Annotated in this window: 23 protein-coding genes; 7 read left to right on the top strand and 16 right to left on the bottom strand. The window is 61.8% G+C overall.

Features of this window, described 5'->3' with window-relative positions; genetic code table 11:
- Positions 1-355 precede the first annotated feature (355 nt).
- Together AZF01_RS05340 and AZF01_RS05335 are read right to left on the bottom strand one after the other, a co-directional pair.
- Positions 356-775 carry a GFA family protein gene (locus AZF01_RS05340; RefSeq protein WP_024710111.1) on the bottom strand — a complete coding sequence of 140 codons (420 nt, stop codon included), beginning with the start codon at positions 773-775 and terminating at the stop codon, positions 356-358.
- A gap of 14 nt (positions 776-789) precedes the next feature.
- A complete protein-coding gene (locus tag AZF01_RS05335; protein ID WP_024710110.1) occupies positions 790-1,950 on the bottom strand; it encodes a pyridoxal phosphate-dependent aminotransferase in 1,161 nt (386 codons plus the stop codon).
- A 208-nt stretch (positions 1,951-2,158) separates the two neighbouring features.
- On the opposite strand from AZF01_RS05335, the gene AZF01_RS05330 reads away from it, so the two are divergent.
- The 5 genes from AZF01_RS05330 (at position 2,159) to aat (ending at position 6,102) form a co-directional block, all read left to right on the top strand.
- Positions 2,159-2,962 (top strand): DsbA family protein, encoded by an 804-nt coding sequence (locus AZF01_RS05330; protein WP_036238472.1) that lies wholly within the window; start codon positions 2,159-2,161, stop codon positions 2,960-2,962.
- 107 nt (positions 2,963-3,069) lie between these two features.
- Positions 3,070-3,507, top strand: a complete 438-nt coding sequence (gene aroQ, locus AZF01_RS05325) for a type II 3-dehydroquinate dehydratase (RefSeq protein ID WP_024710108.1) — start codon at positions 3,070-3,072, stop codon at positions 3,505-3,507.
- A 22-nt stretch (positions 3,508-3,529) separates the two neighbouring features.
- Positions 3,530-4,009 carry an acetyl-CoA carboxylase biotin carboxyl carrier protein gene (accB, locus tag AZF01_RS05320; protein WP_024710107.1) on the top strand — a complete coding sequence of 160 codons (480 nt, stop codon included), beginning with the start codon at positions 3,530-3,532 and terminating at the stop codon, positions 4,007-4,009.
- A gap of 13 nt (positions 4,010-4,022) precedes the next feature.
- The gene (gene accC, locus AZF01_RS05315) at positions 4,023-5,372 is read left to right on the top strand and encodes an acetyl-CoA carboxylase biotin carboxylase subunit (protein ID WP_024710106.1); all 1,350 of its coding nucleotides are present in this window, start codon (positions 4,023-4,025) and stop codon (positions 5,370-5,372) included.
- 112 nt (positions 5,373-5,484) lie between these two features.
- A complete protein-coding gene (gene aat / locus AZF01_RS05310) occupies positions 5,485-6,102 on the top strand; it encodes a leucyl/phenylalanyl-tRNA--protein transferase (RefSeq protein WP_024710105.1) in 618 nt (205 codons plus the stop codon).
- Between the two features lie 7 nt (positions 6,103-6,109).
- On the opposite strand, the gene AZF01_RS05305 is transcribed toward aat, so the two are convergent.
- The 6 genes from AZF01_RS05305 to gatB all read right to left on the bottom strand — a co-directional run bounded on the left by AZF01_RS05305 (position 6,110) and on the right by gatB (position 11,029).
- The gene (locus AZF01_RS05305; protein WP_024710104.1) at positions 6,110-7,525 is read right to left on the bottom strand and encodes a pectinesterase family protein; all 1,416 of its coding nucleotides are present in this window, start codon (positions 7,523-7,525) and stop codon (positions 6,110-6,112) included.
- A 27-nt stretch (positions 7,526-7,552) separates the two neighbouring features.
- A complete protein-coding gene (locus AZF01_RS05300) occupies positions 7,553-7,963 on the bottom strand; it encodes a DUF2155 domain-containing protein (protein WP_051424190.1) in 411 nt (136 codons plus the stop codon).
- Between the two features lie 93 nt (positions 7,964-8,056).
- Positions 8,057-8,455: an NADH:ubiquinone oxidoreductase subunit NDUFA12 gene (locus AZF01_RS05295; protein ID WP_024710102.1), complete on the bottom strand. Its 399-nt coding sequence runs from the start codon at positions 8,453-8,455 to the stop codon at positions 8,057-8,059.
- A 94-nt stretch (positions 8,456-8,549) separates the two neighbouring features.
- The gene (locus tag AZF01_RS05290; RefSeq protein WP_036238465.1) at positions 8,550-9,005 is read right to left on the bottom strand and encodes a GNAT family N-acetyltransferase; all 456 of its coding nucleotides are present in this window, start codon (positions 9,003-9,005) and stop codon (positions 8,550-8,552) included.
- Between the two features lie 13 nt (positions 9,006-9,018).
- Positions 9,019-9,522: a GNAT family N-acetyltransferase gene (locus AZF01_RS05285; protein ID WP_024710100.1), complete on the bottom strand. Its 504-nt coding sequence runs from the start codon at positions 9,520-9,522 to the stop codon at positions 9,019-9,021.
- A 4-nt stretch (positions 9,523-9,526) separates the two neighbouring features.
- The gene (gatB, locus tag AZF01_RS05280; protein WP_024710099.1) at positions 9,527-11,029 is read right to left on the bottom strand and encodes an Asp-tRNA(Asn)/Glu-tRNA(Gln) amidotransferase subunit GatB; all 1,503 of its coding nucleotides are present in this window, start codon (positions 11,027-11,029) and stop codon (positions 9,527-9,529) included.
- 307 nt (positions 11,030-11,336) lie between these two features.
- On the opposite strand from gatB, the gene AZF01_RS05275 reads away from it, so the two are divergent.
- Positions 11,337-11,594: a YjhX family toxin gene (locus tag AZF01_RS05275; protein WP_024710098.1), complete on the top strand. Its 258-nt coding sequence runs from the start codon at positions 11,337-11,339 to the stop codon at positions 11,592-11,594.
- Between the two features lie 67 nt (positions 11,595-11,661).
- Here AZF01_RS05275 and AZF01_RS05270 read toward each other — a convergent pair whose 3' ends face one another.
- From AZF01_RS05270 to AZF01_RS05240, 6 genes are all read right to left on the bottom strand, one after another.
- Positions 11,662-11,937, bottom strand: coding sequence for a hypothetical protein (locus AZF01_RS05270; protein WP_024710097.1), 276 nt, complete (start codon positions 11,935-11,937; stop codon positions 11,662-11,664).
- Positions 11,938-11,984: 47 nt separating this feature from the next.
- Positions 11,985-12,740 carry an EAL domain-containing protein gene (locus AZF01_RS05265; protein WP_024710096.1) on the bottom strand — a complete coding sequence of 252 codons (756 nt, stop codon included), beginning with the start codon at positions 12,738-12,740 and terminating at the stop codon, positions 11,985-11,987.
- Between the two features lie 119 nt (positions 12,741-12,859).
- Positions 12,860-14,455 carry a phosphoglycerate dehydrogenase gene (gene serA / locus AZF01_RS05260; protein WP_024710095.1) on the bottom strand — a complete coding sequence of 532 codons (1,596 nt, stop codon included), beginning with the start codon at positions 14,453-14,455 and terminating at the stop codon, positions 12,860-12,862.
- An 84-nt stretch (positions 14,456-14,539) separates the two neighbouring features.
- Entirely contained in the window at positions 14,540-15,709 is a 1,170-nt protein-coding gene (locus AZF01_RS05255) for a phosphoserine transaminase (protein WP_024710094.1), read from the bottom strand.
- A gap of 224 nt (positions 15,710-15,933) precedes the next feature.
- Positions 15,934-17,040, bottom strand: a complete 1,107-nt coding sequence (locus AZF01_RS05250; protein ID WP_024710093.1) for a linear amide C-N hydrolase — start codon at positions 17,038-17,040, stop codon at positions 15,934-15,936.
- A gap of 330 nt (positions 17,041-17,370) precedes the next feature.
- A complete protein-coding gene (locus tag AZF01_RS05240) occupies positions 17,371-17,823 on the bottom strand; it encodes a hypothetical protein (protein WP_024710091.1) in 453 nt (150 codons plus the stop codon).
- Here AZF01_RS05240 and AZF01_RS23840 point away from each other — a divergent pair.
- A complete protein-coding gene (locus tag AZF01_RS23840) occupies positions 17,792-18,025 on the top strand; it encodes a hypothetical protein (protein WP_152534649.1) in 234 nt (77 codons plus the stop codon). The two genes, AZF01_RS05240 and AZF01_RS23840, sit on opposite strands and share 32 nt — an antisense overlap.
- 22 nt (positions 18,026-18,047) lie before the next feature.
- Here the strand turns inward: AZF01_RS23840 and glmM are convergent, their stop codons facing one another.
- Together glmM and ftsH are read right to left on the bottom strand one after the other, a co-directional pair.
- The gene (glmM, locus tag AZF01_RS05235) at positions 18,048-19,406 is read right to left on the bottom strand and encodes a phosphoglucosamine mutase (protein ID WP_061449641.1); all 1,359 of its coding nucleotides are present in this window, start codon (positions 19,404-19,406) and stop codon (positions 18,048-18,050) included.
- 247 nt (positions 19,407-19,653) lie between these two features.
- Positions 19,654-21,600 (bottom strand): ATP-dependent zinc metalloprotease FtsH, encoded by a 1,947-nt coding sequence (gene ftsH / locus AZF01_RS05230; RefSeq protein ID WP_024707299.1) that lies wholly within the window; start codon positions 21,598-21,600, stop codon positions 19,654-19,656.
- Positions 21,601-21,664: the final 64 nt, after the last annotated feature.

The following is a 21,664-nucleotide window of genomic DNA, read 5'->3' as shown; positions in this document are numbered from 1 at the left end:
AATATTGTATCTTACCCGGATTTCAGGACACCGCTTTTCTCACCGAGGCGTCGGTTGAACAAGCCCCTCCCTACCCGTACCGGGTCATCCTCGGGCTTCACCCGAGCATCCAGGCCGCACGACGAACAGCTGCACAAACTATCCTGAATTCAATGAATTGAAGCGCCTGGATGCTCGGGTGAAGCCCGAGCATGACGCAGGTGGAGGGATAGAAACCGAAAAGAAAACCCGACTGATGGCTAAACCGGACAGGAGTGGCTCAAGGCCGGGGTGACGGAGAACGGGAGCAGGCGCATTACTTCCGCAACAGGCTTTGTCGGTAGTCTGACGCCGGCGTTTTTGCATTCAGGCTGTTTCAGCGGTTGAGCGGCGGACCGTCGGCGACGTGACCTGCATATTGCGGAAGATCGTCCGCGATCCGGTGCCAGGGCGCCTTCGAACGCACGAAGATGTGCTCGCCCGGGCGAATGGTCGGCGCCGTCTCGAGCGTTCCCATCGCCACGTGGACATAGGCGCCGTCACGCACCCGCGAATAGAGCAGCGCGCCGCAGGCGGCGCAACGCGCATCATGATTGATGGCATCGCCGTATAGAAGCAGCTCTGCGGGCTCGCAGGCGAGCTCGAACTTGTCTGTCTCAATCCCGGCGAAGGGCTTGAAGGCAGACCCTGTCGATTTCTGGCAGTCCTTGCAGTGGCAAAACGCGGCATAGGCGAAAGCATCGGCCACGCGATAACGCGCCTTGCCGCACAGGCAGCCTCCCGTCAGCATCGTCATCCCTGCCCCGCTCTTCAACCCTTCTGCGGCAACCAGTTGCCCATGCGCTCCACCGCCTGGCGGATCTCGGCCTCGGTTCCCGCATAGGAAAGCCTCAGATAGCGATCGCCGGTCAGCGGATCGAAATCCGCCCCGGGCGTTGCCGCGACGTCGATTTCGGCCAGCATCTTGCGCGAGAATGCCACGCTGTCATTGGAATAACCACTGACATCGACATAGGCATAGAAAGCGCCGTCCATGGGCGAGACCACGGGAAGTCCGATCTCCGGCAGCGCCCTGATCAGGAAATCACGGTTGGCGCGGTAGATTTCGCGGTAGCCGTCGAGCTGAGGGCGGGCATCGAGGGCGGCTTCGGCTGCGATCTGCGAGAGCTCGGGCGCGCTGATATAGATGTTCTGCGCCAGTTGCTCGAACACGCGGACAAGCTTCTCCGGCAGCACCATCCAGCCGACGCGCCAGCCGGTCATGCAATAATATTTTGAAAACGAATTGATCACCACCGCCGCGTCGGTGAAGGACAGCGCCGTGGCCTCCTCTCCGGAAAACACCAGCCCGTGATAGATCTCGTCGGAGATGAAGGCCGTGCCGCGCGCTTCGCACCAGTCGGCAAGGCGCTTCAGCGCCGCCCGGCCGGTGACGGTGCCCGTCGGGTTTGCCGGGCTTGCCAGAAGCACGCCCTTGATGGCGACGCCCTCAATGCGCTCCGCCTCCTCCAGCGCCTCGGGCGTCAGCGTGAATGCGTGCCGCTCATTCGCCTCCACCTCGACAACCTTGAGGTCCAGCGCCTTCAGAATGTTGCGATAGGCGGGATAGCCGGGCCGCGCGATCGCGACGGCATCGCCGGCATCAAACAGCGCCAGAAAGGCGAGATTAAAACCCGCCGACGAACCGGTCGTCACCGCGATGCGCGCGGGATCGACATCGACGCCCATGCGGACCCGGTAATCGCGCGCGATCGCCTCGCGCAGGCTTTGAAGGCCGAAAGCATCGGTATAGCCCAGACGGCCGTGGTCGAGGGCGGCACGCGCCGCCTCAAGCGCGCGGTCGGGGGCGGGATGGGAAGGCTGGCCGACGGCGAGCGAGAGCACCGGACGTCCGGCCTTCCTGCGGCGGTTCGCCTCCGCCAGAACGTCCATGGCCAGAAATGAATCGATTTCGCTGCGTTTCGACGGCATTGCGCTTCTTCCCTTTCACAACGTCCGCTTGGCGGACGGTCCCCATCGGGATTGAACCATTCCCGGGGCCTCTGCAATCCTTCCGAACAAAAAAACGGGATTTCCAGGCCTGGCCGCCGGAATTGAAGGCTTTGCTATGGACATCGCCGCCTTTTGCGCACAATTGGTTTCTAGCTGAAATGATCGTGTCATGCAGGAAGGGGAAATCATGTCATCAAAGGGACTGACGCTTGCCGTCGTCGCGATTTTCGCGACCGCCGTCGCGTCTGCCGCGGCAACGACCGCCGCGATCTACGGTTTTGCTTCCCCGCAGCCGCGGGAGCAGGTTGCAGCGCCCGCAACCGGCGATTTCGGCACGCGGGTGCATGACTATCTGGTGGCCAATCCGGAAGTGCTGCTTGACGTTCAGGCTGCCTTGCAGCGCAAGCAGGCCGAGGAACAGCAGCAGGCCGCGCAGGCCGCGATTGCGGAAAACCAGGACAGGATTTTCCAGCCTGAATTCGATGCGGTGCTCGGCAATCCCGACGGCGCCATCACCGTCGTCGAGTTCTTCGACTACAATTGCGGCTATTGCCGTCGCGCCCTTGCCGACATGGACGAGATCATCGCCGATAATGACGATGTGCGTTTCATCCTGAAGGAGATTCCGGTTCTGGGGCCGGAATCGCAGGCCGCGCAGCGCGTCTCCTATGCTTTCTTCAAGGTTGCGCCGGAGAAATATCCGGATTTCCATCGCGCCCTGATGGAAGCGGGCAACCGCGCCACCGATGAAAGCGCCCGCGCCGTCGCCTCGGCCTTCGGCGTGACCAGCGACCAGATCGACGCGGCGATGGCGGAGTTCCCGCCCGAGGCCGCCCTTCAGGAGCACTTTGCGCTGGCAAGCGCCGTCGGCGTTACCGGAACGCCTGCCTATATCGTCGGCGACACGATGCTGCACGGCGCCATCGGCGCGGATCGCATCCAGCAGGTGATCGACAACATCCGCGACTGCGGACAGGGAACCTGCTCTTGAGCTTCTCGCCCGTGCGAAGCTTAACCAAGGCGTTTCGTCGTCCGGTCTTTGGGCTTTTCCTGAATGACCTGAACGTCTATAGGTGAAGGCGAAACTGGAATTGACGGATGACACGCGTAATCTTTGTTCTGAACGGACCCAACCTCAATCTTCTGGGCAAGCGCGAGCCGGGCATCTACGGCGCGTTGACCCTGGAAGCCATTGAGGAGGCCTGTCGCCGAGAGGCTGAAGCGCTCGGCTTTCAGGCCGACTGCCGCCAGAGCAATCATGAAGGCGTTCTTGTCGACTGGCTTCACGAAGCCAGCGAAAAAGCGGCCGGTGTCGCCATCAATCCGGGTGCCTACGGGCACACATCCATTGCGCTTCACGACGCCATACGGGCCATCAGCGTGCCTGTCGTGGAGCTTCACATTTCCAACATTCATGCCCGTGAGCCCTTTCGCCACAAGACCATGACATCGGCAGCGGCGAAGGGGGTAATCTGCGGCTTCGGCCAGGACAGTTACCTGCTTGCGCTTCGTGCGCTGAAGACGCTCTCGGAATAAAAAGAAAAAAGGAACACCACCCATGGCAGATCAGAAGAAGGCAGTCGACGCGAAGCTGGTGCGCGAACTCGCCGTTATCCTCAAAGACACCGACCTCACCGAAATCGAGGTCGAGCAGGACGGCCTTCACATTCGCGTCGCCCGTGAAATAACCGTCGCGCCGCAACAGGCCATGGCCTATGCGCCGGCTCCGGCGGCAGCGCCGGCAGCAGCAGCTCCCCAGCCGGCAGCGGCCGAAGCGCCGGCAGCGCCCGCCGCGAGCAATCTCGACCAGGCCATCAAGGCGCCCATGGTCGGCACCGTCTACCTTGCTCCCGCCCCCGGCGCCCGTCCCTTCATCGAGGTTGGCGCGAACGTCAAGGAAGGCCAGACCCTGCTCATCATCGAGGCGATGAAGACGATGAACCAGATCCCTGCGCCCAAGAGCGGCAAGGTCACCCAGATTCTCGTCGACGACGCCCAGCCGGTTGAGTTCGACGAACCGCTTGTCGTGATCGAATAACGGGTCAGAGAGAATGTTTTCCAAAATCCTCATCGCCAATCGCGGCGAAATCGCGCTCCGCGTCCAGCGCGCCTGCAAGGAGCTCGGCATCGCCACCGTCGCCGTTCACTCCACGGCCGACGCGAACGCGATGCATGTGCGCCTTGCCGACGAGAGCGTGTGCATCGGCCCGCCGTCTTCGCGCGAGAGCTACCTCAACATCCACCAGATCGTTGCCGCCTGTGAGATCACCGGCGCCGACGCCGTGCATCCCGGTTACGGCTTCCTCTCCGAAAACGCCAAGTTCGCCGAGATCCTGGAAGCCCACGGCATCACCTTCATCGGCCCCACCAGCGAACATATCCGCATGATGGGCGACAAGATCACCGCCAAGACGACCGCCGAAAATCTCGGCATCCCGGTCGTCCCCGGTTCCGGCGGTTCGGTCGACACGGAAGAGGACGCCATCAGGACCGCCGACGAGATCGGTTATCCGGTGCTGATCAAGGCAACGGCCGGCGGCGGCGGACGCGGCATGAAGCTTGCCCGCACCCGCGATGATCTGCTGGAGGCCTGGAGCACGGCCCGCGGCGAGGCGGCAGCGGCCTTCGGCAATGACTCCGTCTATATGGAGAAATATCTCGACAAACCGCGTCATATCGAGGTGCAGGTCTTCGGCGATGGCGAAGGCGACGCCATTCACCTTGGCGAGCGTGACTGCTCGCTGCAGCGCCGCCACCAGAAGGTCTGGGAAGAAGCCAACTCGCCGGCGCTCAATGTCGAGCAGCGCATGCAGATCGGCGAGATCTGCGCCGATGCGATGCGCAAGATGAAATATCGCGGCGCCGGCACGATCGAGTTCCTCTATGAGAACGGCGCGTTCTATTTCATCGAAATGAACACCCGGCTTCAGGTGGAGCACCCCATTACCGAAGCCATTACCGGCATCGACCTGGTGCATGAACAGATCCGAGTTGCCGCCGGCGCCGGGCTCTCGGTCAGCCAGAAGGATGTCACCTTCTCCGGCCACGCGATCGAATGCCGCATCAATGCCGAAAACGCCCGGACCTTCCGCCCGTCGCCCGGCACGATCACCCATTTTCACGCCCCGGGCGGTCTTGGCGTACGCATCGATTCCGGCGTCTATCAGGGTTACAAGATTCCGCCCTATTACGACAGCCTGATCGGCAAGCTCATCGTCCACGGCCGCACGCGCGTGGAATGCATGATGCGGCTCAAGCGCGCGCTGGACGAGTTCGTCGTTGACGGGATTGACACGACGCTGCCGCTTTTTCAGGATCTGATCGCCAACCAGGACATCGCCAATGGCGACTATGATATTCACTGGCTGGAACATTATCTGGAAGACAAGGCTGACGCCTAATCCCACCGGAGCAAAGCGCGGATCGACGGGATCAGGCGACCAAACGATTGGATAATGCGCGTTTCGAACCGCTTCGGGCGGATCGAAACGCGCTCTGAGCAGCTGAGAGGCCATGGAAAAGAACGCCGGAAAGAGCAGCAGGATTACGCCGGAGCTGCTTTTGAATGCCTACAGCATCGGCCTCTTTCCCATGTCCGAATCGGCCGATGACACCGAGCTTTTCTGGGTCGAACCGGAAATTCGCGGCATTATTCCGCTCGACAAGCTTCACGTCTCCCACAGCCTGCGCAAGTTCATGCGCAGGTCCCCTTACGAAATCCGCTTCAACCATGATTTCGATGGCGTGATCGCCGCCTGCGCGGCGCCGGCGCCCGACCGGCCGCAGACCTGGATCAACCACGAGATCCGCACGCTCTACAAGTCGCTGCATGCCATGGGCCGCGCCCATTCGGTCGAGGCCTGGCAGGACGGCGCGCTTGTCGGCGGGCTTTACGGCGTCTCGCTGAAGGCGGCCTTCTTCGGCGAAAGCATGTTCTCTCGCCGCCCGAACGCCTCCAAGATCTGCCTCGTGCATCTGGTGGAACGCCTGCGCGCCAACAACTTCCTGCTGCTCGACACGCAGTTCACCACCGACCATCTGAAGACGATGGGCGCGATCGATATCCCGAAGGAAGAATACATGACGCTGCTGAATGCGGCGCTCGTCTGGCCCGATCAGCCGTTTCCGTGAACGACGCCTATGCCCGCCGGTTGTTGAACTCCGCGAGCCAGGGTTCGGCCGGATCGGGCTTGTGGAAGACGAGCCCCTCGCCCTTCAGCCAGTCTCCGAGATAGCAGAAGAAATCGTCCGAGCTATACTGCACGGGCCTGTAGCGCGTGTTCCATTCGCCGGGCACGAACTCGCCATCCGCATTGCGCCTGCCGCCGCTCCAGTCATCCCATGGGGCTTGCGGGTTGATATGTGCGCCGATGCGCGAGTTGAGGATCACGCATTTGCCGACGGCCTCCAGCACATCGAGCGAGATCGTGCCTTCCGGCGGATGATCGAATTCGGAGGTCTCGGCAAGCCGCGTGCGGTAGCCCTTGACATTCGGAATTCCGTAGGGCGATGCCCTGACCGTCTGGAACCACTGCCGGCCAAGCGAGAATGTGCCGGCAAGCGCGGCCTCGCTGCCGTCATGGGTAAAGTCGCATTCGTTGAAGACGATGCCGTAGCGCGTGTGCATGTTGGTCGAGGGGGCGACCACATAGGCATGGTCGACGCGGCTGCCGAGCGAACGGATTTCGCAACGATCGAAATAGGCGGTCGCGCGGCCGAAGATAAAGTCGATATCGCCCTCGACATCGCAGTTGGAATAGTAGGAGCGCACCGTCATGCCCGGCACGCGGCCCTTGAAGTAGAGCGTGTCCTGGAAGCTTGAAAAACGCACATGGTCGAAATGGACGCGGTCGGCATTGTGGACCAGCGTCGCCACGGCCTGGTGCCAGCCTTTGGCGAACTGGCCGGCCGCATTCTTCGGCCCGCCCTTGCCGTCCTCGCATTTGGAATTTCTGTCGGCCCTGTCGCAATTATAGGCGTTTTTGACGCTCAGGTTCTTTGCCTGAAATCCGTCATTTTCGACCCTGAGCACGCAGGCGTTTTCGGTGGACAGACGCTCGAGCGCGGCGTTGGCACGGTAGATTTCGGCAATTTCCGGCGCGTAGCCATCAACCGCGTCCCCGAAGGTCGCCAGAAAATCAGCCCCGCACATGCCCTGATCGATATTGGCGCGGATCACCGTCTCTTGCGGCGCGTTGCCCGTACCAAACAGCGTGATCGCTACGGACCGATCACCGACGATGAGACGCGGCACGATGACCGTCTCGTCATAAACGCCGGGGTGGATGGCGATGTAGATGCGATCGCCCGTCTTGCCCGTGCCGGCATCGCGGACGGCCTGGCTGACGGCCATCTGCACGGAGGAAAAATCTCCCCCTTCTTTGGCGACGGTATAATCCGCCCGGACCTTGGCGTTGCCGGACATGAAGCTGTCGGCCTTCGGGTCCCACGGGTCGATGGCTTCGGCCCCGGCGCGCCCGGTATATTTAAGGGCCTCGAGATAGTGGAAGCTCTCGGCCTCGGCTGCGTTCAGTTGGGGACGCGCATCGGACATTTCGGGCCTTCGCGAATGCTGGGGAGATCAGGGGGCGGGAATGCTCGCCTCGCCGACGCAATCGGTCAGCCAGACGTCATAGATCGGGTCTTCCACGGCATTGAGCGCCGGCGAATCGGCAAACATCCAGCCGGAGAAGATGCGGGAGACCTCGTTCTGCAGCGACACCTTGTCGACCTGGACGAAAGCATCGACCTGCTGTTCCTCCGTTTCGTCGCGCGAATAGCAGACGCGCGGCGTCACCTGCAGGCGGCCGAACTGGACGGTTTCGCCGACATAGGCATCGAATGTGTAGGTGCGCCCGGTGATCTTGTCGATGCCGCCGAACACGGCAACCGGGTTTTCCACCCGCGCCGCAAGGGCGGGACCTGTGACAAGGCCCGCGGCGGCGAGGCCGAAGGAAACGGTGAGAAGACGGCGCAGCACGCGGAACTCCATGGAACATCCCTTGATATTGAAAAAGCGCGACAGATGCCGCGCTTCATTCGAACCGGCATTTCGCCAGCCTACCGTCAGATTGCGGCAAAAAACTTACGCGCCCGGCGTCCAGGCGTCGTAATCGCCCGTGACCTTGTTGCGTTCGCCCTGGACAGCGAGCGAGCCCTTGGGGCGATAGGCAAGCGCGGTGCCCGTCTGGTTCGGGTTGTGCGGCTTTTCCCATTCGCGCGCCGTGTAGGCGGCCTTGGTCGGCGGCGTATCGGTGCGATGATGCATCCAGCCGTGCCAGCCGGGCGGAATGGTGGAAGCATCGGCATAACCGTTGTAGATCACCCAGCGACGCTTCAGGCCGTAGGTCGACATGCCGCCTTCGTAATAGACGTTCCCAAACTGATCCTCACCGACCTTCTTGCCGAAGCGGCGCGTAAAAAGATCCGTGCCGATGGTCGAGCCGTTCCACCAGGTAAACATCTTCGCCAGAAAGCTTGTCATTCTCTTTCCTTACGTCCTGAACCGCGAAGGCGGCCGATTTCCTAAACCCGTGTATGGCGCGTCATGGCGCGCTTGTCCAGAGCGGGAGGCCGCCTCAAAAGCCTTTCAGCTTCATTTTGAAGCCGCGATGGGACGGCGTGAAACCAAGCCGCTCGTAGAAGCGATGGGCATCCGTGCGGCTCCGGTTCGACATCAGTTGCACGAGCCGGCAGTCCTCCGCCCTCGCCTTTTCGATCGCCGCCGCGATCATCTTCGCCCCGATGCCGCGGCTACGCCAATCGGGATGGGTCTGAACCGCCTCGATCGTCAGCACCGCTCCGCCGCGACCGGTCAACGTCCGGGTATAGGAGGTCTGGAACGTGCCGACGACCATGCCGTCAAGCTCCGCCACATAGAGCGTATCATTGGCCGAGGCGGCGATCGCATCGAAGGCGGCGCGATAATCGCCATAGGCTTCAGGATCGGTGGTATCGCCGTGGCCGCCAAGGTCGTCGGCGGCAAAAATTGCGATCAGCGCCTCAAGATCGTCACGCCGCGCCTCGCGGATCATCAGACCTTCGATGTCAGACACCGGGCAGGTCCTTTTCCATGCGAATGGCCGGAATGCCGGAGCCGGGCGCGCCGCATTCATCATGCCGACCGACTTCCCGCAGGCCATGGGCCTCGTAGAACCGGATGGCCGGCGCATTTTGCGGCACGACTTCCAGAGCCAGTCGCTTCGCGTTGGGAAAGCAGGTTTCGATCTCGGCAAACAGTTGCTCGCCAATGCCCTGGCGCTGGCAGCCCGGAAGCACATAGAGCTGGCTGAGATTGACGATCTCGGCGTTATCCTTGTCGGGCGCCGCAAAGGCCATGCCGCCGATCATCGTGCCGCTGTCGGCCACCAGGAACTCGCCGTGAGGCCGGCGCAGCCGCCTCAGCATGGCCTCGTGCGAAAGCCAGCTATTGATGATCGTCTCGACCTTCTCGGGCCCGAGAATCTCGTCATAGGTCGCGTGCCAGGTCTCGGAGAGCAGCGCGCAGACGGCCGGAATATCCGTCTCCATGGCCGTGCGGACGAAGAACAAGGGTTTACTCCGCAACGCCCAGCTTTTCCTTGACCAGCGCCTGCACCGCCTGCGGATTGGCCTTACCCTTAGAAGCCTTCATCACCTGGCCGACGAACCAGCCGGCAAGCGAGGGCTTGTCCTTGACCTTTGCGGCCTGTTCCGGATTGGCGGCGATGATCTCGTCAACGATCTTTTCGATCGCACCGGTATCGGTCACCTGCTTCATGCCGCGCTCTTCGACGATCTGTTTCGGGTCGCCGCCCTCGTTCCAGACGATCTCGAACAGGTCCTTGGCGATCTTGCCCGAGATCACCCCTTCCTTGATCAGCGACAGGATGGCGCCGAGCTGTTCAGGCGAAACCGGGGTTTCGTCAATGCCCTTGCCGGCCTTGTTCAGCGCGCCGAGCAGATCATTGATGACCCAGTTTGCCGCGACCTTTGCATCGGAGAGGCCGACCAGCTTTTCGTAATAGTCGGACACCGCCTTGTCGGAGACGAGTACCGAGGCGTCATAGACGGAAAGGCCGAGATCGCCCACAAAACGCGCCTTCTTGTCGTCCGGCAGTTCCGGCAGGTCCTTCGCCAGCTCTTCGATGAAGGCATCGTCGAATTCGAGCGGCAGCAGGTCCGGGTCGGGGAAATAGCGGTAGTCATGCGCGTCTTCCTTGGAGCGCATCGACCGCGTCTCGCCCTTGACCGGATCGAACAGGCGGGTCTCCTGGTCGATCACGCCGCCCTCTTCCAGTATGTCGATCTGGCGGCGGGCCTCGCTTTCGATCGCCATGCCCACAAAGCGGATCGAGTTGACGTTCTTGATCTCGCAGCGCGTGCCAAACTCACCGCCCGGCTTGCGCACGGAGACATTCACATCGGCGCGGAGCGACCCCTCGTCCATATTGCCGTCACAGGTGCCGAGATAGCGCACGATGGTGCGAAGCTTTGTGATATAGGCCTTGGCCTCGTCGGCGGAACGCATATCCGGCTTGGAGACGATCTCCATCAGCGCCACGCCCGAACGGTTGAGGTCGACGAAGGAGAACGAGGGATGCTGGTCATGCATCAGCTTGCCGGCATCCTGCTCCAGATGCAGGCGCTCGATGCCGATCTCGATATCCTCGAAATTGCCCTCTCTGTCCGGCCCGAGCGAGATGGTGATCGTACCTTCGCCGACGATCGGGTCCTTGTACTGGGAGATCTGGTAGCCCTGCGGCAGGTCGGGATAGAAATAGTTCTTGCGGTCGAAGATCGAGCGCTTGTTGATTTTGGCCTTGAGGCCAAGGCCGGTGCGCACGGCCTGCTTCACGCATTCCTCGTTGATGACGGGCAGCATGCCGGGCATGGCCGCATCCACCAGCGAGACGTTGGCGTTGGGCGCCTTGCCGAAGGTGGTGGAGGAGCCGGAGAACAGCTTCGCATTGCTCGTGACCTGCGCATGCACCTCGAGACCGATGATGACTTCCCAGTCGCCGGTGGCGCCGGGGATCAGGCGTTTGGGATCGGGCGTGCGGGTATCGACAATGGTCATGGTCAGCTCATCGTTCATCTGCGGAAACTTGTTCGTGAGGTAGAGCAAATGGGGGCAAGACGCAAGCGATAGGGTGCGACGCCGCACGCCAAAAACCTTGACCTTGCGCGCCTGCGGGCGTATTTCCTTCGCGTCAACCTGGAGTTTGGATGTCAAACCGATCGGAATCCCGGTAAGGGCCCTGCCCGCCTTGCTTTGCTGAAGCAAGATGCGCGCAGCGGCCGGAAACCATGAGCCCCGCCGACGAACGCGTCAGCGGGAACATGTTTTTGTGCGCCTTCCCGGCGCCAACCCGGATTTGACGACAATGGACATCTCGCGCAATGAACAGCGCATCCTGCACTTGCTCGCACAGGGCGGCAGGATCGAACTGACACGCACCGAAACCCGAAAGATCGAGAAGGTCGACTGCTTCACCCGCGACGGCTGGCTCTATCCCGGCCTCGACATCACTCTGTTTCGCAAGCTGAAGGCCAAACGCGCCATCCGCTCGAAAGGCGGCAGGCCGTACCAGATCACCGAACGCGGTCTGCGGCTGGTCAGAAGCCAACCCGACAACACGTAGCAGTGGAAAACGGGAGAGGCCGCGCGCCTCTCCCGAACGGTCGCGGCCGCGTTTTCGCCCGACGCGTCTACCGCAGGGCCGCGATCTCCGCTTTCAGTCCGGCATATTCCTCCGCGAAACCGCCGCTTTGAACCGGATTTTTCGCGCGGCGATACCAGTAGCCGGCGTTCCACGTATCGCCTTCGATGCGATGGCAGAGCGCATGCGCCGCATCATAGGGCATCTCGCCCTCATGCGCCTGGCAGATTTCGTGCACCGCCTCCCATTCCGGACCGACGACGAAGCCCGCCTCGGCGAGGCTTTCGAGCGCCGCGTCAAGGGCTGCCAGTTGGTTGCTGCTCATGAGAAATCTCCTCCTGTTTCTGGCCCGGTCATGCCCGCCAAACGGACTCAGGGCCGCCATCTCACCTCGCCGGCCTGCGGCAGATGCTCGAAGGCGGGGCGGCAGAGAAAATAGCCCTGCGCCAGCTCCACGCCCAGTTCCCGCAGCATGGCAAGCTCACCGGCGGTCTCGACGCCTTCGCAGACGAGATCGATCCCCATGTCCCGCGCCATGGCGACAAGATGCTTGACCATGATGCCGCGCGCGGCGCTTTTGTCGATGCCGCGCACCAGTTCCATATCCAGCTTCAGGATATCGGGCGGCATGTTGGCCAGGAGCGACAGACCGGAATGACCGGCGCCGAAATCATCCACCGCCGTCTGAAAGCCGAGCGCCCGGTAGAGCGTCACGATCGCGTTGAGCTTGTCGGTGTCGGCGACCTCCGACTCGCTGAATTCGAAGATCAGCCGGTCGCTGGACACGTCGCACCGCCTGCCGGTTTCGAGGGTGAGCTGGATGCAGGCGCGCGGCTCGTAGATCGCCCGCGGCATGAAATTGATCGAAAGCTTCGCCCCGGTTTCCATCAGGCCGAGATGCGCCGAAAGCTCGATCGCCTTCACCCGGCATTGCTGGTCGAAGGCATAGAGATTGTCATCGCTCAGCTGCGCGAACAGCGTTCCCGCGCCCTCGCCCTTCGTTCCGCGCGCCAGCGCCTCGAAAGCGAAAACCGAGCCGTCCCTGAGATCGACGATCGGCTGAAAGGCCATCGAAAAATCAAACGGCAAGGTCTCGGCGTTCAGGCATCCGATACATGATCCGGACATTGAAAAAACTCTCGTCTTAAACGATGCGCTAAGGGTTACCTAATGCATCCTGACAACAAGAAAAGCCCGGTTGCCTGTTTCGGACAACCGGGCTTCCTGCATTTTCTTTCAGAAAAGCCTTATTCGACGGAGAATTCCAGCGGCTTTGCCTGCTTGATGGCTTCATGGCCGAGCAGCCTGTCGAGAACCTCCGGCGTCGGCTGCTCGTCGACATAGAGAAGCGCGATCGCGTCGCCGCCCTGGTTGTCGCGGCCGAGCTGGAAGTTGGCGATGTTGACGCCGGCCTGCCCAAGCGTGGTCCCCATGAAGCCGATCATGCCGGGCACGTCGGTGTTGGAGATGTAGACCATGTGACGGCCGACATCGGCATCCATGTTGATGCCCTTGATCTGGATGAAGCGCGGCTTGCCATCGGAGAACACCGTGCCGGCGACCGAGCGGGTCTGCTTTTCCGTCGTGATCGTCAGCTTGATATAGCCGTCATAGACGCCCGACTTGTCGCGACGGGTCTCCTGCAGGATGATGCCCTTGTCCTTCAGCATGATCGGCGCGGACACCATGTTGACGTCGGCCACCAGCGGACGCAGCAGGCCGGCGAGCAGCGCGCTCGTAAGCGCCGTGGTGTTCATCTGCGCGAAATTGCCGTCGTAGAGAACCTCGACTTCCTTGATCGGGTTTTCCGTCACCTGGCCGGCAAATTCGCCGAGCACTTCCGCCAGCTTGATCACCGGCTTCAGGCGGGGCGCCTCGTCGGCCGAGATCGACGGCATGTTGATGGCGTTGGTGACGGCGCCCTTCAGAAGGTAATCCGACATCTGGTCGGCAACCTGCAGCGCGACGTTTTCCTGGGCTTCCGTGGTCGAGGCGCCGAGATGCGGCGTGCAGACGACGTTTTCCAGGCCGAAGAGCGGGCTTTCCGTTGCAGGCTCGGTTTCGAACACGTCAAAGCCGGCGCCGGCGACATGACCGGACTTGATGGCTTCGGCAAGCGCTGCCTCATCGACGAGACCGCCGCGGGCGCAGTTGATGATGCGGACGCCCTTCTTGGTCTTCGCCAGCGCCTCGGCATTGAGAATACCGCGCGTCTTGTCGGTCATCGGAACGTGCAGCGTGATGAAGTCGGCCTTGGCGAGAAGCTCGTCGAGGTCGACCTTGGTGACGCCCATCTTCTCGGCCTTTTCCTGCGACAGGAAGGGGTCATAGGCGATCACATTCATCTTCAGCCCGATGGCGCGGTCGCAGACGATCGAGCCGATATTGCCGGCGCCGATGACGCCGAGCGTCTTGCCGGTGATCTCGACGCCCATGAATTTCGACTTCTCCCACTTGCCGGCCTGGGTCGAGGTGTCGGCAGCCGGGATCTGGCGGGCAACGGCCAGCATCAGGGAAATCGCATGTTCGGCGGTCGTGATCGAATTGCCGAACGGCGTGTTCATGACGATGATGCCGCGGCGCGAGGCAGCCGGGATATCGACATTGTCGACGCCGATGCCGGCGCGGCCGATGACCTTGAGGTTGGTCGCGGCCTCGATCAGCTTCTCGGTCGCCTTGGTGGCCGAGCGGATGGCGAGACCATCATACTGGCCGATGATCTCGAGCAGTTTTTCCTTGTCCTTGCCGAGCTTCGGCTGGAAATCGACATCAATGCCCCGGTCCTTGAAGATCTGGACGGCGGCTTCCGACAGGGCGTCGGATACGAGTACGCGAGGTGCCATGATAGGCCTCCTTCAAAAAAGATCGATTTTCGGGAATGACTGGCCCGCGCCTCCCACCGGAGGCGGCGCGAGCTCTCGCCTCGCCTAAGCCGCGAGCTTTGCTTTTTCAGCCTGGAAGGCCCAGTCGAGCCAGCCCATCAGGGCTTTCATATCGGCTGTTTCCACCGTGGAGCCGGCCCAGATGCGAAGACCGGACGGCGCATCGCGATAGGCGCCGATATCGTAGGCAACGCCTTCCTTGTCGAGCGCGGAGACGATCGCCTTGGCAAAGGCGGCCTGCGCCGCATCGTCCAGCTTGACGATGTCGGGATCGACGATCTTCAGGCAGACCGACGTATTGGAACGGGTCGCCGGGTCTTCGGCCAGGTTCTCGATCCAGTCGTTCTTCTCGACGAAATCGAAGATCACCTTGGCATTGGCATCGGCGCGGGCAACCAGCCCGTCCAGACCGCCGACGGTCTTCGCCCATTTCAGCGCATCGAGATAATCCTCGACGCAGAGCATGGAGGGCGTGTTGATCGTTTCGCCGACGAAGATGCCTTCGATCAGCTTGCCGCCCTTGGTCATGCGGAAGATCTTCGGCAGCGGCCAGGCGGGCGTGTAGTTTTCCAGACGCTCAACAGCGCGCGGCGAGAGGATGAGGATGCCGTGACCGCCCTCGCCGCCCAGAACCTTCTGCCAGGAGAAGGTGACGACGTCGAGCTTGTTGAAGTCGACCTTCTGCGCGAACACCGCCGAGGTGGCGTCGCAAATGGTCAGGCCCTTGCGGTCCGCCGGAATGAAATCGGCATTGGGCACGCGCACGCCGGAGGTCGTGCCGTTCCAGGTGAAGACCACGTCATTGTCGAAATTGACAGTGGAAAGGTCGGGGAGCTGGCCATAGGGCGCTTCGATCTTGCGCGCGTCCTTCAGCTTCAGCTGCTTGATCACATCGGTCACCCAGCCAGCGCCGAAGGATTCCCACGCGAGCATATCGACGCCGCGCTCGCCGAGCAGCGACCAGAGCGCCATCTCGACGGCGCCGGTATCGGAAGCGGGAACGATGCCGATGCGATAGTCGCCCGGAACGTCGAGCACTTCGCGGGTCAGGTCGATCGCCTCTTTCAGCTTCGCCTTGCCGATTTTCGCGCGGTGGGAACGGCCAAGGGCAGCGTCATTCAACGCTTCGGGCGTCCAACCGGGACGCTTCGCACAGGGGCCGGAAGAAAAGCGGGGATTGGCCGGACGCACGTCCGGCTTGGTCGTCTCTGTCATATCTCTACCCTTTCAGATAGTAGCCTCTCGTTGGGGAGAGGTGTCCCGCCGCCGGATATACGGGAGGCGTTGAAAATAGGCAAGGGAAAAGATGACTTGGTGATGACTGCGGGATCAGATGTGCCTTTTGAGCCGCAACAAGGCAATTTGTACCGGTTTCGCCCGACGTTCGGAGATGGAAACGGGCAACGCCTGACCGCCCGTTTCCGTTTTTTTCGATGCGCCTATTCCGGAGCGCCGAGTTCGTGGGCGGTCTCGTAGCCGTCCATGGTCCAGGTCTTGATGCCCGAAGCGTCCAGATCCTGCTTCATCAGATCGACAAAACGGATATCGCTGTTTTCGTAGGTGCGGAAGAAGAAGCGCTTGTTGGCGGTATCGACGGCCGACGTCCACTGCGTGTAGTCGGAAACCGCGTTGCCGTGCGCGTCTGTCTCCTCTTCGCGCGCGACCCCGCGCGGAATGTCGAAATTGTTGAGGATGTGGAAGGCCTGGAAGATGGCGTCATTGCCGGTCGCGCTCGCCTCCACGCCGTGCGAATAGATCGCGGCGCGCACGAAGCGCGACGGCGAGGTGAAATCGCCGGGCATGCCGAGCAGGCCCGTGCCCTGGCCAAGCCCCTCAATCGTCACATCGCCGAGCTTTTGCGGCGGCACATTGTCAACGCCGAGATTGACGTAGTTCTGCAGGTTGGTCATGTGCCAGTCGAAGGGCGGATTGTTGGTGAAGGTGCCGAGCGGATTGTCGCTCACCTGCAGCGTGCCGCCGACATATTCGATCACGATCGTCTCGCCGGAAGCATCGGTGACGACGAAGTGCACCGGCAGAACCATGTTGAACTGTTTGAAGATGACAGGCGCAACGATGATATCGGAAAGCGCCGCCTTCACCTCGTCGACCGTGGCGAAATTGTCGAGAATGTAGGAGCCAAGCTGCCAGGACGCCATTGTCTTGCCGGCGTCTTCCGGCTTATAGGGCTGGTATTCCGCCGCCTGGGCAAAATAGAAAAGGCCCATGGAAAGCCCTTTCTCGTTCACGCCGTCGACAAGATAGGGCAAGCCCATCGGATTGGCGCCGATGCTGGCATATTTCGCATCCCAGCCGAGGCCGTTCTCGCCGTCCGGCGTTTCCCCGGTGCGTTGCGTGCCGCGCGGCACCAGAATGACGGAGGCGTCGAGATCGACATTGAACTCCATCGTGCGTGCGCGCACGACATCGCCGTCTTCGGCCGTCAGCGTGATGCCCGTGCAGGCCTCGGCCACGGAGGCGGAGAACATAACGGAAGCCAATGCCGCCGCCATGAACTTCCTGCCCTTTGAAGAAAAGATTTTCATGAAACTTCATCCTTGCAATTGAGGCGATCCAATGGGTCTCGATTACCGAGGCGAAGCTCTTGAAGACGCTGTGCCTGCAACCTCCCGGACCAGTAGAATCAATAGTTTGACAATCTTTTCCGCGTCAACGAACCAGAAGAGGTAGTCCCAATTTTGGTCTGGGCGGCGAATGCAGCACGGCGCGTCGCAGTCGATTGAAGACAAGGAGGCGACAGCGATCCTCTGGAGTATCGGGCGAAAAAGTGGTTACCGGTTTTTCGATAACCCGATTCGCCTAAACAAAGAGATGGATCATCGGGCGGCTCAGATTAACCGCCCGATGATCCAGCGTTACAGGCCGAGCCGGCCCACAGTCCAGGCATAGCCATTCTTCACGGCGTCGACGGGCGCAAGGAGCACAGCCCGGACCTGCGCCTTGTCGGGCAGAACGGAAACGGCCTTGTCCAGAGCTCCGTCTGCGAGGATCAGCAACCTGTTTCCATGCTCCGGCACGTGGCCGTCATTCCCGGGCTGCGGTCCGGCAGCAAGCCTTGCCTGCTCTTCGGGTATCCCTGTCACGGCAACGCCGCCGAGCGCCGCTTCAATCGGCTCATCCTCGGACCGGCAAACCCCGATGACGCTCGCATATTCGGAGTATTTAAAGTGGCTGAGATCGCGCTCCAGCGCGGTGTCGCACAGAGCGACGCTTTCATAGCTATCCGGCGAGGTATCGATATACTGGCACCGGGTCAGGCTGTCATCGCAGCCGAGAATGGTCACCACAATCAAAGCTGCTGCAGACATCTGCCAGTCCTCCTGCCTCAAAAACCCAAAAGCGCCGCAACGCCGGGTTATGCTGCAACAGGAATATGGCCAGATTCGTCCGGACAAAGCCGGACCGGCGCAGGAGATCAAAGAAAACATGCCGAAGGGCATCGCGGCTTTGGAAAATGCCCGAAACGGCAAACGCAGCGGGCAAAGAGCCCTGCCCGCAATGAGGTCATGAGACGCCGGATGTTCGGAAAAACTCAGGCGGCATCGCGCACGTTGGAGATCACGTCGATGAGGCCAGAAACGACGCGCTCGACCTGGGCGGGATCATCGCCCTCCGCCATCACGCGGATCAGCGGCTCGGTGCCTGACGGACGGATGACGAGGCGTCCGCGGCCCTTCAGCTCCGCCTCGGCATCGGCAATCGCCTGTTTGACGTTGCCGTCTTCCAACGGCACGGCGCCCGCCGCAATGCGAACGTTGCGCAGAAGCTGGGGCACCGGCTCGAACTTGCGGCAGACCTCGCTCACCGGCTTGTCCGCCCGCTTGACGGCGGCAAGGATCTGCAGCGCGGCCACCAGGCCGTCGCCGGTGGTGCCGAAATCGGAGAGCACGATATGACCGGACTGTTCGCCGCCGACATTGTGGCCATGTTTGCGCATGTATTCGACCACATAGCGGTCGCCCACCTTGGTGCGTGCGAGTTCCAGCCCCCTGGCGTTCAGGTGGCGCTCAAGGCCGAGATTGGACATGACGGTCGCCACGAGGCCATTGCCCTTGAGCTCGCCGTCGTCGGCAAGATTGCCGACAATCACGGCCATCAGCTGGTCGCCGTCGATGATGTTGCCCTTCTCGTCGACGATGATCACCCGGTCGGCATCGCCATCGAGCGCGATGCCGATATCGGCGCGCACTTCATGCACCTTGGCCTGCAGCGTCTTCGGATAGGTCGAGCCGCATTCCTTGTTGATGTTGAGGCCGTTCGGCTCCGCCCCGATCGTCACCACGTCGGCGCCGAGTTCCCAGAGCGCCGTCGGCGCCGCCTTGTAAGCCGCACCGTTGGCGCAGTCGACGACGACGCGCAGACCGTGCAGCGTCACATCCCGGGGAAGCGTGCGCTTGACGAATTCGATATAGCGGTAGATGTCGCCCTCGACGCGGCTGGCGCGGCCGATCTCGTTGGAACGGGCAAGCTGGGAATAGAAATCGTCACGATCGACCAGCGCCTCGATCCGGGCCTCGATCTCGTCCGACATCTTGTAGCCGTCGGGACCGAAAAGCTTGATGCCGTTGTCGGCGTAAGGATTGTGCGAGGCGGAAATCATGACGCCGACATCGGCCCTCAGCGAACGCGTCAGCATGGCGACGGCCGGCGTCGGGATCGGGCCCAGCAGGTAGACATTGAGGCCGGCGGCGGTAAAGCCGGCGACCAGCGCGTTTTCCAGCATATAGCCGGACAGACGCGTGTCCTTGCCGATCACAACGCGGCGGGCATGATCGTTGCGGCGGAAGATCGTGCCGACCGCAATCCCGACCCGCATGGCGAGATCGGGCGTCATCGGGAAGGTGTTGGACTGTCCCCGAATACCGTCGGTTCCGAAATATTTGCGTGCCATGTCGTTCCTCGTCAAAGCCGCCCTGGGGGGCAACCGTCATGTCTCTGCCGGGCGTGTTCCAGCGTCCTATTGGCAGAAAATCCGCCGCAAGGCACATAAAATAACGTCAACAACGCTAACACGACGTTACCGGAACGTGCAGCGCGGAACGTCCGCCTTCTGTGAGATTGCGTGGATGCAGGCATTCCTGCGTCAGAGTTCAATGCGCAATAAGAAAAACCGCCGGGGCTGCCGGCGGTTCAGCTTCTCAGTTCGGCTGCGGCTCGAAGCCGTCGCCTTCCTTGCCGTCCGAAGGCTTGCCGGAAGGAGCGTCCTTCTTCGGCCCCATGGAAGGCACCGCAGAGCCGCGCGAGGGCGGCGTGTCGTCGCCGAGATCGCGGGCGGGCTTCTCGCCCTGCAGGATCGCCTTGATCTCGTCGCCGGAGAGCGTCTCGTATTCGAGCAGACCCTCGGCAACCGCGACGAAGCCGTCATGGTTCTCCTTGAGGATCTTCGTCGCTTCGACATAGGCCTCGTCGATCAGGCGTCGCACCTCGGAATCGATCTTCTGCGCGGTCGATTCCGAAACATTCTTCGACTGCGACACCGAATGCCCGAGGAAGACCTCCTGCTGGTTCTCGCCGTAGGAAACCTGGCCGAGCTCGTCAGAAAAGCCCCATTGCGTCACCATCGCCCGGGCAAGCTTGGTCGCCTGCTCGATATCGGAGGATGCGCCGGAGGTGATGTTGTCCTTGCCGAAGGTGAGTTCCTCGGCAACACGACCGCCCATCATGATCGCAAGCCGCGAGATCATCCACTTGTAGCTCATGGAATAGCGGTCGCCCTCGGGCAATTGCATCACCATGCCAAGCGCGCGTCCGCGCGGAATGATCGTCGCCTTGTGGACGGGATCGGCCACCGGCACCTTGAGCGCCACCATCGCATGTCCCGCCTCGTGATAGGCCGTGAGCTTTTTCTCCGCCTCGGTCATCGCGGTGGAACGCCGTTCGGCGCCCATCATGATCTTGTCCTTGGCGTCCTCGAACTCGGCCATCGTGACCAGACGCTTGTTGCGCCTCGCCGCCATCAGCGCGGCTTCGTTGACGAGGTTCATCAGGTCTGCGCCGGAAAAGCCCGGGGTACCGCGGGCAACCACCTTGAGATCGACATTCGGCGCCAGCGGCGTGTTGCGGGCATGGACCTTGAGGATGCGCTCGCGACCGACGATATCCGGGTTCGGCACGACGACCTGACGGTCGAAACGGCCGGGACGCAGAAGCGCGGGATCGAGAACGTCGGGACGGTTGGTCGCGGCGATCAGGATCACGCCTTCATTCGCCTCGAAGCCGTCCATCTCCACGAGAAGCTGGTTCAGCGTCTGCTCGCGCTCGTCATTGCCGCCGCCGAGACCGGCGCCGCGATGACGGCCGACAGCATCAATCTCGTCGATGAAGATGATGCAGGGAGCATTCTTCTTGGCCTGCTCGAACATGTCGCGCACGCGGCTTGCGCCGACGCCGACGAACATTTCAACGAAGTCGGAACCGGAAATGGTGAAGAACGGCACATTGGCCTCGCCTGCCACCGAACGCGCCAGCAGCGTCTTGCCCGTTCCGGGCGGGCCGACGAGCAGCACGCCGCGCGGAATGCGGCCGCCGAGACGCTGGAACTTCTGCGGGTCGCGCAGGAATTCGACGATCTCCTCGAGGTCCTGCTTGGCTTCGTCAACGCCGGCGACATCGTCAAAGGTCACCCGGCCGTGGGCTTCCGTCAGAAGCTTGGCCTTGGACTTGCCGAAGCCCATCGCGCCGCGCGATCCGCCCTGCATCTGGCGCATGAAGAACAGCCAGACGCCGAGGATCAGCAGCATCGGCAGAAGCGTGCCGACATAGCTCAGTATGCCGCCCGAACCGTCGCTGACCGGCTTGGCCGTGACGTCGACATTGTTGTTCTCGAGCTTGGTGAGCAGGTTGTCGTCGATGACCGGGGCATAGGTGTGGAAGGGCGAGCCGCCACTGGTGTAGGTGCCGGTGATGTTGTTGCCGGTAATGGTCACTTCCTTGACCCTGCCGGCTTCAACGCTGGATACGAATTGCGAATAGGCCACCTGGTTGCCGGTGTTCTGCGACGGCGTCGACTGGAACATGCTGAACAGCGCGACCAGCAGCAACGCGATTATCGCCCATAGCGCAATATTGCGTAGGTTTGGGTTCATTAAACTCCCCGAAATCATATTTCCGGCACGTCACAATGCCGCTGAATTACGCCTAACATAGGGT

Origin of the sequence: Martelella sp. AD-3, assembly GCF_001578105.1 — a bacterium.
In the GTDB taxonomy this organism is placed as follows: domain Bacteria; phylum Pseudomonadota; class Alphaproteobacteria; order Rhizobiales; family Rhizobiaceae; genus Martelella.
This window is presented reverse-complemented; position numbering and strand designations above follow the sequence as displayed.